Annotated in this window: 9 protein-coding genes; 4 read left to right on the forward strand and 5 right to left on the reverse strand. The window is 74.2% G+C overall.

The genetic code is table 11. The features are described from left to right. Positions 1-201: 201 nt before the first annotated feature. The gene (locus tag ACZ3TI_RS29765; protein WP_465731564.1) at positions 202-1,266 is read left to right on the forward strand and encodes an alpha/beta fold hydrolase; all 1,065 of its coding nucleotides are present in this window, start codon (positions 202-204) and stop codon (positions 1,264-1,266) included. Here ACZ3TI_RS29765 and ACZ3TI_RS29770 read toward each other — a convergent pair. The 5 genes from ACZ3TI_RS29770 to ACZ3TI_RS29790 are packed head-to-tail and all read right to left on the reverse strand — an operon-like array spanning position 1,256 to position 7,782. Then, entirely contained in the window at positions 1,256-2,554 is a 1,299-nt protein-coding gene (locus ACZ3TI_RS29770) for an NAD(P)/FAD-dependent oxidoreductase (RefSeq protein ID WP_465731566.1), read from the reverse strand. The genes ACZ3TI_RS29765 and ACZ3TI_RS29770 overlap by 11 nt on opposite strands. Next, complete coding sequence (locus ACZ3TI_RS29775) at positions 2,551-3,324, reverse strand: ABC transporter ATP-binding protein (RefSeq protein WP_465731568.1); 774 nt, start codon at positions 3,322-3,324, stop codon at positions 2,551-2,553. Before ACZ3TI_RS29775 ends, ACZ3TI_RS29770 begins: the two co-directional genes overlap by 4 nt. Beyond that, positions 3,321-5,180 (reverse strand): dipeptide/oligopeptide/nickel ABC transporter permease/ATP-binding protein, encoded by a 1,860-nt coding sequence (locus ACZ3TI_RS29780; protein ID WP_465731708.1) that lies wholly within the window; start codon positions 5,178-5,180, stop codon positions 3,321-3,323. The genes ACZ3TI_RS29775 and ACZ3TI_RS29780 overlap by 4 nt, the downstream gene beginning before the upstream one ends. 35 nt (positions 5,181-5,215) lie before the next feature. Next, the gene (locus tag ACZ3TI_RS29785; RefSeq protein ID WP_465731570.1) at positions 5,216-6,184 is read right to left on the reverse strand and encodes an ABC transporter permease; all 969 of its coding nucleotides are present in this window, start codon (positions 6,182-6,184) and stop codon (positions 5,216-5,218) included. Between the two features lie 14 nt (positions 6,185-6,198). Next, positions 6,199-7,782, reverse strand: coding sequence for an ABC transporter substrate-binding protein (locus tag ACZ3TI_RS29790; RefSeq protein WP_465731572.1), 1,584 nt, complete (start codon positions 7,780-7,782; stop codon positions 6,199-6,201). Between the two features lie 220 nt (positions 7,783-8,002). On the opposite strand from ACZ3TI_RS29790, the gene ACZ3TI_RS29795 reads away from it, so the two are divergent. The 3 genes from ACZ3TI_RS29795 to ACZ3TI_RS29805 all read left to right on the forward strand — a co-directional run bounded on the left by ACZ3TI_RS29795 (position 8,003) and on the right by ACZ3TI_RS29805 (position 12,882). Beyond that, the gene (locus ACZ3TI_RS29795) at positions 8,003-9,712 is read left to right on the forward strand and encodes a DUF885 domain-containing protein (protein ID WP_465731574.1); all 1,710 of its coding nucleotides are present in this window, start codon (positions 8,003-8,005) and stop codon (positions 9,710-9,712) included. A 305-nt stretch (positions 9,713-10,017) separates the two neighbouring features. Next, positions 10,018-10,380: a DUF5132 domain-containing protein gene (locus ACZ3TI_RS29800; protein WP_465731576.1), complete on the forward strand. Its 363-nt coding sequence runs from the start codon at positions 10,018-10,020 to the stop codon at positions 10,378-10,380. A 204-nt stretch (positions 10,381-10,584) separates the two neighbouring features. Beyond that, complete coding sequence (locus ACZ3TI_RS29805; protein WP_465731578.1) at positions 10,585-12,882, forward strand: ABC transporter ATP-binding protein; 2,298 nt, start codon at positions 10,585-10,587, stop codon at positions 12,880-12,882. Positions 12,883-12,893: the final 11 nt, after the last annotated feature.

The raw sequence follows: 12,893 nt of genomic DNA on the forward strand, positions 1-12,893 counted from the left end.
CCGGCCGTTACCAGGCGGTTCACCCGAACGGAGGGTCCACCCGTGCCCTGACGGGCAGGCAGGTGACCCAGGGTCCTCAGGCCTGCGCGGTGCGTTGTCGGTCGGTCGTGGGGTGAAGACGCGGGCGGGCGGGAAAGAACCGGAGAGGGGCCAGTAGTCGGATGCTGCTGTCGCGGAGGACCGATGCGCCGGGACGGACGGATGGCGAACCTGCTGTTAGCGCTGCTGAGCCGCGACTGGGCGGGGGTGCCCGTCGCGCTGGTGGTCGTAGCGGTGGGCGGCGGCCTCGTCGGGGTGGGGGCGGCATGGGCGGTGGCGCTCGGTGGCCTGCTGGTGGCTGTCGGTGTGCTGCTGGCGGCGGGAGCCGTTCGTCACCGGATGCTGGTGGCCCGTGAGGCGCGGGTGAATCCGCCGCCGGGGCGGCTGGTGGAGGTGGGCGGGCACCTGATGCACGTCCTCGCCGAGGGGGAGGCGGGCGGCGGGCCGACGGTGGTCTGGATGCCCGGCGGGCACGCGCCCGGTGAGGACTTCCGGGAGCTGCACACCATGCTGTCGGCCCGGACCCGCTCGGTGCTGGTCGACCGCTTCGGCACGGGCTGGAGCGACGTCGGGCCCTTCCCGCGGACGACCGCGGGCGAGGCGGAGGAGCTGCCGGCGGCGCTGGAGAGGGCGGGGGAGCGGCCCCCGTTCGTGTTCGTCGGCCATTCCTTCGGCGGCCTGCTGGTCGCCAACGTGGCCAGGCGGCGGCCGGATCTGGTGGCCGGGCTCGTGCTGCTGGATCCGACGCCCCTGGAGGTCATCGCCTTCGCGCCGCCCAACCGGCAGCTCGCGGGGATGCGCCGCACCTTCCTGCTGACGGCGGTGCGGCAGCTGTTCGGAGCGCACCGGGGCCGGGGCGGGCGGACCGGGCAGCTGTGCGCCGCCGCGTCGATCTTCGCCGAACTGGCTCCGTCCGGGTTGGCGCGCGTGGGGTGGGAGACCGTGGTGTACGACGGGGATCTCGGGGACCTGCCGCTGGTGCTGGTGATACCCCGGGACTTCATCGGCGGCGAGGCGGTGCTGGCCGGCGCCCGGGATGCGGCCGAGGTCGAGCGGATCAGCCGGTTCTACCTCCGCGGCAGGGTCCGGTACCTGACGGCGTCGACGGCGTCACGGTTGGTGCACACGCCGGAGGGGACGGGCCACGACTTCCCGCGCGAGGCGCCGGAGTTCGTGGTCGGCGTGGTCGGGGACCTGGTGCGGGAGCTGCGGGTGGTCAGCCCATGACCGTCCGCGCGGAGTCCGCCCGGACGGGGCGCCGGCGGGAGAAGGCGCCCAAGTCCACGACGTTGCCTGTGCGTTCGCAGCGGTGGCGGACCGGGTCGCGGTCGTGGTCGTGGCCGGCCTCGACCGCGTCGATCAGGGCCGCGAGGAAGCGGCCCACCAGCGGGGCGTTCTTGAACTGGTTGCCGCTGGTGCCCATGGCGACGTAGTAGCCGTCGAGGGCGGTGCGGTCGTAGATCGGGGTCCAGTCGTCGGCGACGTCGTACACGCCCGCGGTCCCGACCGGACGGTTGGGCACGCCGATGGACGGGAAGCGGCGCGCGGCCCGGGTCACCTGGGTGCGGAAGCGCCGGGCGGTGGGGCGGGGGTCGGCCGTGTCCGGGTCGTCGATCCACTCGTGCGGGTCGCAGTCCGGCTCGGTCCCGCCGACCAGGAGGTGTCCGCCCGGGGCCGCCCGCAGGTAGGTGCCGAGGTCGAGGTCGGCGACGACCGGCACGGAGGTGTGGCCGGTGGGCAGGGCGACCTGGTGGACCTCCTCGCGCAGCGGGCGCACGCCGATCGTGAAGTCGCCGCCGACGCCCGCCAGCCGGTTGAGGCCTCCGGACCACGGGCCCGCGGCGTTGACCACCACCGGCGCGGCGATCCGCGCGCCGTCCGCGAGACGGATGCCCGTCACCCGGTCCGCGTGCCGGTCGACGGCCACCACGGTGTGGTGGAACAGGAAGCGCGTGCCCAGCCCGCCCGCCGCGTCCGCGAGGTTCTGGGCGGCGAGCTGCGGGTCGTCCACGTACCCGGCGTCCGGCATGAACAGGGCGCCGAGCTCGCCGGACGGGCGGGCGAAGAAGGCGTCGTCGTCCACCGGTTTCGGCGGCCAGTACCGGCCTGGGTCGATCCCGGGCAGGCGCTCGCGCAGCGTCGCGGCGTCCCACCGCTCGTACGGGACGCCGGCCCGGTCGAACAGACCGGCGACCTCGGACGGTGCGACGGCGGGGGAGTCGAGCAGCACGGCGCCGGTGCGGTGGAAGGCGGCGAGCGGGCGGGCGCCGGTGAGCCGCAGGTGCTCGGGCCAGGACGCCCAGAGGTGTTGCGCCTCCCAGGCCGTGGCGACGCCGGCGAAGGTGGAGTAGTTGAACCGGATGATCGCGCTGGAGGCGCTGGTGGATCCGTGGCCGGCGGCACCCGCCTTGTCCACGACGACCACCTGCCGCCCGGTGCGGGCGAGTTCGAGGGCCACGGCCGCGCCGATCACCCCGGCTCCGACCACGATGGCGTCCGGTCGGCGGGTGGTCATCGCTGCCCCCTCAGGTTCGGTACGGCGTCGAGCAGCGTCCGGGTGTACGGGTGCTGCGGGTCGCGCAGCAGGGCGTCGGTGGGCGCGGTCTCGACGATCCGGCCGTGCCGCATGACCGCCACCGTGTCCGCGACGTGGCAGACCGCCGGCAGGTTGTGGCCGATGAACAGCATGGACAGGCCGAGCCGCCGCTGGAGTTCGCGGATGGTGTTGAGGACGGCGGCCTGCACCGAGACGTCGAGCGCCGAGGTGATCTCGTCGGCGATCAGCAGGCCGGGTCCGACGGCCAGGGCGCGGGCGACGGCGACCCGCTGGCGCTGACCGCCAGACAGCTGTCGTGGCAGGCGGTCGGCGAGCAGGGGGTCCAGGCCGACGAGCCCGAGCAGCTCGGCGACCCGCGCGGCACGGGCGGGCCGGTCGAGCCGGTGGAAGACGGTGGCCGCTTCGACGAGCGTCCGGCGGACCGTCATCCGCGGGTCCAGCGCGGTGTCCGGGTCCTGGAGGACGACCTGGACCAGGCGGCCGAGCCTGCGCCGGTCGCGGACGGTGCGGATGCGGACCTCCCGGCCGTCGAGCAGGACCCGGCCGCCGTGCACGGGGACGAGGCCGACGATCGCCCGGGCCAGGCTGGACTTCCCGGAACCGGACTCGCCCACGAGCCCCAGCGTGGTGCCGGACGGGATCTCCAGCGAGACGCCGTCCACGGCGGCGACCGGGCCGCGGGGGCCGGGGTGGCGGACGGTGAGGTCGGCCACCTGAAGGGCGGTCATGACGCGACCACCGACGCCGGGTCCACCGCCACCGGTACCGGGTACCAGCACGCGACCCGGTGCCCGGCGTCGAGGTCCACCAGCGGTGGGGCCTGCTCGGCGCATTGGTCCCGGCGGTGCGGGCAGCGGGGCTCGAACGGGCACCCCGGCGCGGGTGCGAGCGGGTCGGGCGGTGCGCCCTCCACCGTCGGCAGCGGCCGGTCGCGGTCCGCGGTGAGGTCCGGGACGGATGCGACCAGGGCCCGGGTGTAGGGGTGCCGGGTGCCGTCGGCGAGGCGGTCGGCGGGCAGGGACTCGACGATGGTGCCCGCGTACATCACCAGGACCCGTTCGCAGAACTCGCCCACGAGCGCGACATCGTGGCTGATGAACAGGACCGCGGCGCCGGTGTCCCGCCGGACCTCGGAGAGCAGCCGGGTGATCTGCCGCTGCACGGTGACGTCGAGCGCGGTGGTCGGTTCGTCGGCGATGACCAGGCCCGGCCGCACCATCAGCCCGGACGCGATCATCACCCGCTGGCGCTGGCCGCCGGAGAGCTGATGGGGGCGCGCGCGCAGCACGGTGGGAGGGAGCGCGACCCGGCGCAGGGCGTCGGCGGCCTCCGCGGTGGCCTGTTCGCGGCTCGCGCCGCGATGGGCCCGGACGGTCTCGGTGAGCTGGGTGGCGACCCGCAGGGACGGGTTCAGCGCCGACGCCGGGTTCTGGAAGATCACCGCCAGGCCCGTCGCGAGGTGGCGGTCCCGCTCCTTCGGCGTCATGGCGGCGAGGTCGGCACCGAGCAACCGGAGGGTGCGCCGGGACACCCGGGCATCCTCCGGGAGCAGGTCGGCGATGGCGAGCGCGGTGAGCGACTTGCCCGACCCCGACTCGCCGACGAGCCCGACGACCTCGCCCGGCCGCAGCGAGAGGCTCACACCGCGCACCGGCCGGATCACGCCCTCCGGAGTGGGGAGTTCGACGTGAAGGTCCTCCACCTGGAGCACCAGGCCGTCCTCGGCGGGCCCTCCCCCAGCCTTCGGCCTGGGCGACCCCCCTGGGGCGGGCGGTGGCGCGGGCAGGCGCGGTGCCGCGCTGCGCCCCGCGATGCCGCCGGCCAGGACCTCGCCGAGCAGCTGGAAGGCCAGGGCCGCGTAGAGGACGGCCAGGCCCGGGGCGAGGGCGGGCAGGGGCTCGGCGTAGACGCGGTCGAGCCCCTGGTTGAGCAGCTGCCCCCAGTCGTAGCCGGGCGGTTGGACACCCAGGCCGAGGAAGCTCAGCCCGGCGAGCGCGACGAGGGCGGTGCCCGCCGCCGTGGTGGTGCTCAGCAGCAGCGGTTCGGCGATGTTGGGCAGGACGTGCCGCCACAGCAGCCGGTGCCGGCGCAGACCGAGGACGCGGGCCGCGGCCAGGTGGTCGGTGCCCGCCACGCCGGCCGCGAGGGTCTGGGCGAGCCGGGCGAACCCGGGGACGGCGACGACCGCGAGCGCGAGCACCGCCCCGCTCGCGCCCGCGCCGAACACGACCGCGAGGAACATCGCGACCAGCAGCGCGGGGAAGGCGAGCAGGAGGTTGATCAGCCCGGCGAGCAACCGACGGGCCCGGGTGCCGAGGACGGCGGTGGACGCCCCGAGGAGGACGCCCGCGGTCGCGCCGAGCAGGACCGACGTCAGCCCGAGCAGCAGGGAGGGCCGAGTGGCCGTCAGGACCCGGGCGAGCAGGTCCCGGCCGAGGTTGTCGGTGCCGAACGGGTGTGCCGCGGACGGGCCCTGGAGCACCTCGGACGGGTCCGGGCGGTCGGCCGCTTCGCCCCAGACGAGCGGGCCGACCAGCGCGAGCACGACCAGCGAGGTCAGCATGGCGGCCGTGACCCAGGCCATGGTCGAGTGCCGGCGGCGGAGGGGAAGGGGCATGGTCAGATCTCCCGGATCGCCGAACGGGGGTCGAGCACCGCCAGCAGCACGTCGACCAGGAGGCCGGCCAGCAGCACGGTGGTGCCCAGGATCAGGACCGTCGCCTGGACCACCGGGTAGTCCTGCGCGACCACGGACTGCGCCATGGCCGAACCGATGCCGGGCCAGGCGAAGACCTTCTCGACCAGCACGGTGCCGGCGATCAGGGCGGGCAGCAGGCTCCCGGCGACGGTGAGCGTGGCGGTCGCCATGTTCGGCGCGGCGTGCCGCAGATGGCGCCGTGCGGGGGACAGCCGTTTCGCCCGGGCGGTGCGCAGGTAGTCCTCGCCCAGCACCTTCAGTGCCTCCACCCGGACGATGCGCACCAGGACGGCGGTCGGCGCGAGGGAGAGCGCGAGGACCGGCAGGACGAAGGACTCGGCGCCCGCCGCACCGGCCACCGGGAGCAGCTGGAGGCCGACGGCCAGCAGCGCGGTGAGCCCGGCGGCCAGCACGAAGTCCGGCACCCCGGCGAGGGCGGCGGTGACCGCCGTGAACGCCAGCTCGGTGCGCGGATGGCGGCGGTCGCGGGTGCGGACGGCGGCCAGCAGGCCGCAGGGCAGGGCGACGGCGAGGGTGACCAGGAAGGCGAGGCCGGCGATCTCCAGGGTGGCCGGCAGCCGGGTGCGGACCAGCTCCGCGACCGGCGTGCCGGTGACCAGCGAGGTGCCGAGGTCGCCGTGCACGAGGCCGTCGAGGTACTGCCGGTACTGGGAGAGGAAGGGCGCGTCGAGCCCGAGCTGGTGTCTGCGGGCGGCCACCAGCGCGGGGTCGGCGTCGACGCCGAGCGCGGCGCGGACCGGGTCGCCGGGGACGAGGCGGACCATCGCGAACGACGCGGTGAGCACGACCCCGAGGGAGAGGAGCAGCCGGACGGTGCGGCGGCCGAGGAACACCGTCCAGGGGTGCCGCAGCAGCTGGGGTACGGACACGGTCGCCCTCCCGGTCACTGGTGGAGGCGGATGCTGGTGGGGATGAGCCGGCCGCCGAAGGTGGTGGCGAAGGTGGTGCGGTAGCCGTACACGGTGCCCCGGCCGTCGGCGATCGGCAGCGCGTCGGCCGAGCGGAAGAGCGCGGCGGCGGCCCGGTTCCAGGTGCCGCAGCCCGCCGTGTCGTTCTCCCGGAGGGCCTGGGCGACCAGCGCGTCGTACTCGGGGTTGGTCACGCCCGCGAAGTTGAGGCCCTGGGCGGGGGTGGGTCCGGAGAAGAACGGGATGAAGCCGACCGGCAGGGCGAAGCCCGGCGTACTGCCCACCACCACGTCGAAGTCGGCACTCTGGTACATGGCGTTGACGAGGGCGGGCAGGCTCTCGGTGACCAGGTCGACCTGCGCGCCGAGCGCCGTCCAGTCCCGGGCCATCAGCTCGGCGACGGACGCCAGGGTCGGGCCGAGCTCGGGGCTGGTGATCAGGCGGAGCCGCAGCGGGTGGCCGTCCTTGGTGAGGGGGCCGCCGCCGGTACGGGTCCAGCCGGCGGCGCGCAGCGCCTCGGCGGCGTCCTGCGAGGGCAGGTTGGCGGCGGCGAGGTCGGCGTGGCAGACGGCGCCCTCGGCGCCGAAGTCGGTGGCAGGTCGGCCGGTGCCGCCGACGGCGACGTTGGCGAGCCCCCGGCGGTCGAGGGCGGAGACCAGGGCCCGGCGCAGCGCCGGGTCGGCGAGGGCCCGGCCGGGGCGCTGGTTGAAGAAGGTCAGCCCGACCACGGTCGGCACGTCGGTGGTGGCCAGGCCGTGGTCGGTGAGCCGGTCGCGGTCCGGTCCGTCCACGTTCGCGATGTCGACTCCGCCGGTGAGCAGCAGGTTCGCCGTGGTGGAGGCCTGGGGCACCACCGAGACGACGATCCGGGCCGGAAGACCGGGTTCGGCGGTGGTCGCACCGTCCGGGCCCCAGGTGTACCCCTCGCGGACGGTGAACTCGTACGGTCCGCCGGGGGTGTAGCGGGTCAGCACGTAGGGGCCGGTGCCCTGGGTGGAGCGGTCCAGCGACTGCGGTCGGTCGAGCCCGGCGGGGCAGACGATCGGCAGCAGGCCGAGGGTGCGGGTGAGGAACGGGAAGGGGGTGGTGGTGGTCGCCGCCACCGTGCCGCTCCCGTCGTCGGCCGTCACGGTGAACGGGACGGTGGGGAGGACGGTCCGGGCGCCGGCGAGCTGGTTCGCCGGGTCGCCCGCGTAGGTGAGCGCCCGGGCCACCGCCGAGGCGGTGAGGGGAGTGCCGTCGGAGCAGGTGACGCCCGGGCGGAGGGTGAAGGTCGCCGTGGTGGTGGTGGCCTGCCAGGAGGAGGCGAGGCCGGAGACCACGGTGCCGTCGGCGGCGATGCCGACCAGGGAGTCGTAGGCGTAGTGGGCCTGGGCGGCGCCGAAGGCGGTGTACGGGTTGAAGCTCGGGATCTCGCTGGCCGCCGCGATCCGGACGGTCCCGCGGTCCACCAGGGGCGAGGTCGTCGAGGACCGGGCGGCGCCGCCGCAGCCGCTCAGCACGAGGGCCGCAGCGGTCATGGCGGCCGCCAGGGCGACCGGCAGGGGGCGACGGAGCATGGCGTCATGGTGCCACCGGGCATTGGCGGTGGCGAGTCAACTCGCGTACGGGGAAGGCATGTTCGAATGAATGGAGCCGCCTCTCACCTGGGCGTGAGCGGTGGGGCGTCGGTGTGGGACGGGTGGGGCCGGTGATCCTGATTCACCCTTTCGAGGGGTGTCACGGTCCGGGTGACGCCGACCGGGCGACGTGGCGGTCCGGCATGGCCAGGATGTCGGCATGAGGACGAACGAACCGGCTCGTGCGGTCGGTCATCTGGCAGACCACTACTGGGAGTTCCTGCTGGCGCGGGACCCGTTGCTGCGAGTGCGCCAGGGGTTGCCGGTCGAGACGCTGCCGGGGGCGTCGCTCGCCGAGGCGGAGGAGCGGGCGCGGTTCGCGGCGGGCGTGCTGGACCGGGTCCGGGTGCTGGACGACGCGCAGCTGTCCGGTGCCGACGCCGACACCGCGGCCGTCCTCGCGGCGCTGGCCGAGCAGGAGCTGCGGGCAAGCCGGTGGTACTGGCTGACGCCCGCCGTCACGCCGTACCGGCTGTTCCCGCTGTCGCTGTACGTGGACGCGGTCCTGTGCGCCTTCCGGTTCGCCGAACGAGCGGATGCCGAGAGGTACTTGACGCTGGTGCGCGAACTGGCGGGGGTGGTCGGCTCCATCGGCGACAAGGTGGTCGGGCAGGCCGCGCGCGGCTTCCGGGTGCCCGCCCCGGCGCTGGCCGGGGTGCGGGCCACCGTCGAGGGCCTGCGGTCGTCGGCGGCGCGCCGGGTGACGGTGGCGGACGACCGGCTCGGTGGACTGGGGCCGAATGAGCGCGGACGCCTTCGGGACGGCGTACGGCGGCTGGTGGAGAGCGAGTTGACGCCGGCCTTCGACCGGCTGCTCGCCCTCGTCGACGACCCGGTCCACCGGGGCGAGGCGCCGCAGGAGGTCGGTTGGGCGCGCTACGCGGACGGCGAGGAGGCCTACCGGGACTTCGTCCGGACCGGCACCGGGGACGACACCCCGCCCGAGCGGCTCCATGAGCTCGGCCGCGACCAGTGCCGCGAACTGGCCGGGCGGATGCGGGAGGTGCGCGCGACCCTGGGTTTCGAGGGCCCCGAGACCGAGTTCCACGACCGGCTCAGGACCGAGCCCCAGCTGTACGCCCGGACGCCCGAGGAGGTCGAGGCCCGGTTCCGCGGCCACCTCGACCGGCTGGAGCCACTGCTGCCGAGGTGGTTCGCCACCCTGCCGGCCGCGCCGTACGGGCTGGCCCGGCTGGACCCGGCGCTGGAGCCGGGGATGACCTTCGGGTACTACGAGCTGCCGACAGCGGCGACTCCGGTCGGGCGCTACCGCTACAACGGCTCGGGCCTGGACGGGAGATCGCTGATCGGCTCGGCCTCCCTGATCTACCACGAGCTGGCGCCGGGGCACCACTTCCACCTCGCCCGCCAGGCGGAGGACCGAACACTTCCTCAACTGCGGCGTGAGGCGGCCGAGTTCGCTGCGTTCAGTGAGGGCTGGGCGGAGTACGCGGCGGGGCTCGGCTGGGAGATGGGGCTCTACGACGACCCGTGGGACGCGTACGGGCGCCTCGCCCAGGAGCGGTTCACCGCCCAGCGGCTCGTCGTGGACACCGGGCTCAACCTCGGGACGATGAGCCTCGCGCAGGCCCGGGACTTCATGCGCGCCAACACCACGGAGGCGGACGGCCAGATCGCCTCGGACCTGCTGCGGTACTCGACGGACCTACCCGGGCAGGCGCTGTCCTACCGCGCGGGCTACCTGGAGTTCGTCGGGCTGCGGGCGCGGGCCGAGGGGGAGCTGGTTGCCGGGTTCGACGTACGGGCCTTCCACGAGGTGGTGCTGGGCGGCGGTGCGCTGCCGTTTCCCGCCCTGCGCCGGAGGGTGGCGCGCGAACTCGGCGGACGCCAAGAAGGCGGTCATTGGTAATAGGAAAAGAGGACAACTGTCTGGTGGGTGCGCCTACTGCAATCCGTAGCGGTCGGGAGCGTTGATAGCACTCGCATGAGTGAAACCCGCCGGGACTGTTTGGCCTCGATGGACATGACTGGACTACGGTGATCGAGGAACGGGCGGTGCGCCCCGTCGACGAGGAATTCCATCCGGCTGGGAATCCGGCACGGGAGTCGAGAATTCCGGAAACGGGTGCTTCCGTCCGTCCCGCTGTGCGCGCTCCGGAATTCGCAGTGCCCGGGGTCCCCTGTCATACGTCTGCGTAGAGAGGTTGGAGCATCATGCCGCCCGTAGTCCCGCCGTTCCTGATCGGTCTCATCGTCGCGCCACTGGCCAAGCGTCTCCTCAAGCCGCTGGTGCGCGGCGTCGTCAAGACGTCCGTCGGTGTCGTCCTGGAGGTGAAGAAGGCGGCCCACGAGGCCGGGGAGAACATCCACGACCTCGCGGCCGAGGTGGCCGCCGACATGGTGGCGGCACAGGTCGCCTCCGGTGACGGCCACCGGCCCGCCGAGAGCGAAGCCTCGAGCGGCGAGAAGAGCGCGCCCTCGAGCGGTGACAAGGTCGAGCTCGGCCGGGTCGAGAGCGAGGCGAGGGCCCCGAAGATCCGGGCGACCGCCGGAGTCGGCCCCGGCAAGGCGCACTGACGCCCTGAATCGCGGCCAGGGCCGCCGCCTGGGTGCGCCTTCCGACCTCGGAGGGCGGGTCCACGCGGCGGTCGGCCGCGGCCTGTCGGCCGCATCGTTTTGCCCTCCAGACTTTCCACTCCGTCGCAGTAATCCGCCGCGCGCAGAATTCCGCCGTGCCGGCCGAGGGATACCCGCGACCTCCGCAAACAGGTGATCGTACACATGCCATCTCTGCTGGGTGCCGCAGCAGGATTCCGCTCCGGGGAATCGGACGTGAGCCCGCGCTCGGTCATTCCGGGCCGCCAGCGCTGGGACGTCAAACTGGTGCTCGGACGACCCCGAACGGCCGAAGCCCTCGCCGCGGCCCTGCGCCGCGTCCCCGGGATCACCGCGGCTCAGGCCAACCCGGTCACCGGTGGCGTCCTCGTCCGACACGACGTACGGATGCCCGCCGTGGACATCGGCCGGATCGTGCGCAGGGCCGTCGCCCAGGTCGCGGAGGGACCGGCCAGGACCGGACGCCCGGCGTCGAGCCGACCGGCCGCCGAACCGGCCGTACGTCCGGACCGCGGCCTCGTCGTGCGCCCCGTCCTCGCCGTGGGCGGCGGGGTCGCGGCCGGCGTCGCACTGATCCGCGGGTCGGCGCTGAGCAGGCAGCTGGTGGCCGTGGGCGGCGTGGCCGCGGCGACCGCGGCCGTCCTGCGGAAGGCCTGGCACAGAACGGTGGACGCGACCAGGGAGGCGGTCGGGCCCGGCGCCGAGCGCCACCCCCTGCTGGAGATCGTGGGACCGCACCGCAAGCGGCTCTACCGCGCCTCCGCCCTCTCGGTCGCCTGCCAGGTCTCGGAGATGGCGCTGGGCACCTTCCTCGGCTGGACCGGACTGGTCCTCATCAAGGGCGAGGCAGCACCGCTGGTCAGCCTCGGCCTGACCACCGCATCCGCCCAACTCTGGGGCCTGGCCGGGCTGGTGGCCGCCGCCTGCGCCGCCGTTGCGGGCCTGTCGTACGCCTCGAACCTCCAGTGGCGCCGACTCGGCCAGGACATCGAGCACGACTGGCGCAGCCGCACCTACCGACACGTCCAGCACCTCGAACTCGGGCACCTGGAGGGCGAGCGGACCACCCGGGTGGCCGGCACGCTGACCGAGGACGTCGGCCAGCTGGGCGCCTTCTTCGCGGGCCAGGCCAACGACGTGCTGCAACTCGGCACCAGCCTGGCCCTCCTGGTGCCGGCGTTCCTGCTCCTGGCGCCGCAGATCGCCTGGATCGCGTTCCTGCCGATCCCGGTCATCGCCTGGCTGTCGCTGCACCACCAGGACAAGGTCGCGGCCGACTACGCCGCCGCCGGCGAGCGCCGGGCCAGGCTGCGCAGCCAGGTGATCAACTCGCTGGAGGCCGGTGCCACCGTCAAGAGCTTCTGCACCGAGGACTACGAGGCCGAACGCGTCGACGGACTGAGCGAGGCGGCCCAGGAGAGCAGCCGCCACACCGACCGGAGCACGATCCGCCACGCCGAGACCGTCCGGGCCTGCACCACCGCGTCGATGGCCGGCACCCTGCTGATCGGCGGTCGTTCCGTACTCAACGGCACCCTGCGCTTCGAGGTGTTCAGCCCGCTGATCGGGCTGCCCCAGATGCTGCTGATCCGGATGAGTCGGCTCGGCGGCATCGTCGACCAGTACCAGCGCACCCTCGCCGCCCACGACCGGGTCCAGCGGCTGCGCGCCCTGCCCGTCGAGGCGGACGGCACCGGCGGACCGCTGGACATCGGGGAGGTGCACGGCGAGATCGTCCTCGACGGGGTGACCTTCGCCTACCCGGGTCGGCCGCCGGCCCTGGAGGACCTCTCGCTGACCATCCCGGCCGGGAGCACCACCGCCCTGGTCGGTGCCACCGGCTCCGGCAAGACCACCATCGCCAAGCTGCTGATGCGCTTCCAGGACGCGGAGTTCGGCAACGTGCTGCTCGACGGGCAGGACGTCCGGGACCTGCGGCGGCACGACCTGCGCCGCGCCGTGGGGTTCGTCTCCCAGGACCCGTTCCTCTTCGACGGCAGCATCGCCGACAACATCCGCTACGGCAGCTTCGAGGCCTCCGACGAAGCCGTCGCCCGGGCAGCCACGATGGCCGAGGCGCACACCTTCATCACCACGCTGCGGGACGGCTACGACACCCTGATCGGCGAACGCGGCGCGGCGCTCTCCGGCGGCCAGCGGCAGCGGATCGCCCTGGCGCGCGCGATCCTCAAGGACTCGCCGGTCGTCATCCTCGACGAGGCCACCTCCGCCGTGGACAACGAGACCGAGGCCGCCATCCAGCGCGCGCTCCGCAGCTTCGCGGCCGACCGGACGATGGTCGTCATCGCCCACCGCCTCTCGACCGTCCGCCACGCGGACCGGATCTACGTCATGGACAAGGGCGGCGTCGTGGCCGAGCAGGGCACCCACGACGAACTCCTCGACCGGCACGGACTCTACGCATCCCTCTGGCAGCTCCAGGCCGGCGAACTCGCCGCCTGACCGCAGCAGGC

It is taken from the genome of Kitasatospora sp. NPDC023120 (genome assembly GCF_055560835.1).